Origin of the sequence: Mixta mediterraneensis, from assembly GCF_030283135.1 — a bacterium.
Lineage (GTDB): Bacteria > Pseudomonadota > Gammaproteobacteria > Enterobacterales > Enterobacteriaceae > Pantoea > Pantoea mediterraneensis.
Genome location: NZ_JASUAZ010000098.1, coordinates 1 through 2,880, shown reverse-complemented (window position 1 = coordinate 2,880; position 2,880 = coordinate 1). Strand labels below are relative to the sequence as shown.

Sequence of the window (2,880 nt, the reverse complement as noted above, 5' to 3'; positions counted from 1 at the left end):
CTAGACGATTACGGCGTATCTATCGACGCTATTCTGGAATCCAAAATCGGCGAATAACTAGCCGCCAACAACATACCCATCATTTTCCATTCAACGGGGTTCGGGATGTCCTAACAACAGGATTTCCCGAATACCCTATAATTCGTACATCCATTTCGTACAGAAAATTACGCCATGTCACGAGTTTTTGCTTACTGCCGGGTCTCCACGTTTGAACAGACAACGGAAAATCAGCGCAGGGAAATTGAAGCAGCCGGCTTTACCGTTAAACCACAGCGCCTGATTGAGGAACAAATCAGCGGTTCGGTGGCCGCCAGCGAACGGCCCGGTTTTGCCCGGTTATTTGATCGCATGGAAAATGGCGATGTCCTGATAGTGACCAAACTTGATCGCCTGGGCCGTGACGCAATGGACGTGTGAAAGACCGTGGAGCAATTGGCAGCATCCGATATTCGCATACACTGCCTCGCGCTGGGTGGCGTGGACCTTACCAGCGCGGCCGGCAAGATGACCATGCAGGTCATTTCGGCGGTGGCAGAGTTTGAGAAAGACCTGCTGATTGAGCGCACACATTCCGGCCTTGCAAGGGCCAGAGCAGCAGGCAAACGGTTTGGCCGGCCACCGGCGCTGAACCAGGAACATCGTCAGGCAGCGCTTGAACACCTGAAAGCAGGTGCCAGTATCAGCGCCGTTGCCCGCGAGTTTGGGACCTCACGACAAACCATCATGCGCCTGCGTGACGATGCAGTCAGCCCGGAGTTACCAGAATAAAGGGGAGGGGACCGCCCCCCCCCCCCCGGCACAGTCCCCTTATATCTTGAAGATGGCATAAACTGAATTTGTAGGTCTGGCAAAGCTCATGCAGCACGTGCGAACCCGAGGGCATTCAACCCGCATGCAAGCGTCCCGCGCATGAGCTGAGTCACTCATCACTAGCCCGTACAGTTGAATGAAAACAAATTCGTATCGTAAGGAGGGGCACCATGAGTCAGCCAAATCAACACTGCATCGGTATCGATGTTGCTAAATTGTCGCTGGATATTGCTGGTACGACAGAATTCTCTCCTTTTTCTGCCAGTAACGATGAGGACGGATTCATGGCGATTCTGAAAGTGCTGAAAGAATGGAACATCTCGCTGATACTCATGGAAGCGACCGGGGGACTGGAGGCTTCGGTAGCCTGTTGCTTACAGGCCGCCGGATATGAGGTTGTTGTTATCAATCCCCGTCAGGCCAGAGACTTTGCCCGCTCAATGGGATATTTAGCCAAAACAGATAAGCTTGATGCCGCCATGCTGGCACAGCTCGCTCAGATCATCGATCGTCATCCTGACCGCAGCCGGTATATCCGTGCTCTGCCGGACGAAGCGCGCGCGGTACTTACCGCCATGGTCGTCCGTCGTCGCCAGCTGAATAACATGCTCGTCGCCGAGCGTAATCGACGCTATCCGTCATCGTACATTTGCGGGTATTCAATCTTCCTTTACTTAAATAGGTTTTAACCTTGTGCCATCGGCGTGGATCAATATTGAAAGCCTGAATGCCAGGCGACCTTAACAGGGTGAACCCATTGTTCGTCGTACCACGGGCTTTTTTCTCATTTCTTCAGGAAGTTGATGATGATCAGCAACCTGAGCCACTGGTGGCAGATACAATTCCAAACCCTTTAGTGAAGGATACTGCAATCCACTGTTATCCTCAGGAATTTCATCAAAGGATTTGAACGGATACCTGGACATATACGCATTAATTTTTTCAGGCGGTAAATGTGCGAACAGGGCAGGCTGACGGCTGCAAATCGAAAACCCCGCCATTTTCCTGCTCTGACGTAGCAAAACCCTGAGTGGAATATGTATGATCTGACAACATATTTTGCTCAGAGACCGTCACCATGATGACCCGTAAGAGTATCGATACCGTCCTTCTCTCCGTTGCCGCTGATAAGCTACCAGCGGACACCACGGGCGATAACATCGACGGGATAATGCGGGCGTTTGAAGGCTTTTCGGATCAGATTCATGGGCAGGTAATATCATAAAAAAAACAGCATGTTACCTGGCGACGCCTTAATGCGACAAAGCCCGGACCTTGCAACAGTGCCTTTCTGACCTGTCAGATAGCATTACCGATAATTATTGGTGTAATATAAGAAGGTTAATAAATTTTTTTATCCGCACTTCAGGTGAGCCCTGTTCAGTGCGAAGTTCCATCCCACTTTCCCTGCGGATATCAATATAATGAAAGCAAGCTGCCGTCTGACAATACCATTATCCCGTATCTTCACGCCTGAGCGCGGAAATCTGCTGCGTGCAACCGCATGGCTCAATATTGTCATACAGCTTGCCTTTCCCCTGGCCGGCGCGTTTACGCCGGTAATGGCCGCAGAGCATAAGACCCGGCACTTCCTTTCACAGTCCGGGGATGAGGTACCCCTGCGTACCCGACCTTATACGCTGGCACCGGGCGAAAGCGTGGCCCCGGTCGCAAAAAAATACAACATGACGGTGGAGGCTCTGCGCCGGCTCAATCAGTTTCGTACTTTTGCCCGCGGCTTTGACCACCTGCAGGCCGGCGATGAGCTGGACGTACCGCTGGCGCCGCTGCCTGCGGTTGCGTGGGATGATAAACACCCCGCGCCGTCATCAGAAACAGCGGACCCTGCGGGGCAGTCCGTGGCGGGACTGGCCTCACGGATAGGCACATTTTTTTCCGGGCATCCGGACGGCGATGCGGCAGCCTCTCTTGCCCGCGGCATGGCGACGGGTAAGGCGACAGGCGAAATTCAGCAGTGGCTCAGCCGGTTCGGCACCGCCCGCGTACAGCTTGATGCGGATAAAAACCTCTCCCTGAGAAATTCCAGCTTTGACATGCTGGTCCCGC

The 2,880-nt window shown here is 53.1% G+C and carries 1 protein-coding gene and 3 pseudogenes; 3 read left to right on the top strand and 1 reads right to left on the bottom strand.

Annotation, left to right across the window (positions count from 1 at the left end; all coding sequences use genetic code 11):
* The first annotated feature begins 174 nt into the window (after positions 1–174).
* Together QRY16_RS21665 and QRY16_RS21660 are read left to right on the top strand one after the other, a co-directional pair.
* Positions 175–771 (top strand): annotated as a pseudogene (locus QRY16_RS21665) (recombinase family protein).
* 212 nt (positions 772–983) lie between these two features.
* Positions 984–1,454: pseudogene (locus QRY16_RS21660) on the top strand (IS110 family transposase); the annotation flags it as partial.
* Positions 1,455–1,948: 494 nt separating this feature from the next.
* Here QRY16_RS21660 and QRY16_RS21655 read toward each other — a convergent pair.
* Positions 1,949–2,020, bottom strand: a pseudogene (locus tag QRY16_RS21655) (IS6 family transposase); the annotation flags it as partial.
* Positions 2,021–2,237: 217 nt separating this feature from the next.
* Here QRY16_RS21655 and QRY16_RS21650 point away from each other — a divergent pair.
* Positions 2,238–2,880 (top strand): inverse autotransporter beta domain-containing protein (locus QRY16_RS21650; RefSeq protein WP_289778017.1); only part of this gene is annotated, 643 nt, incomplete at its 3' end.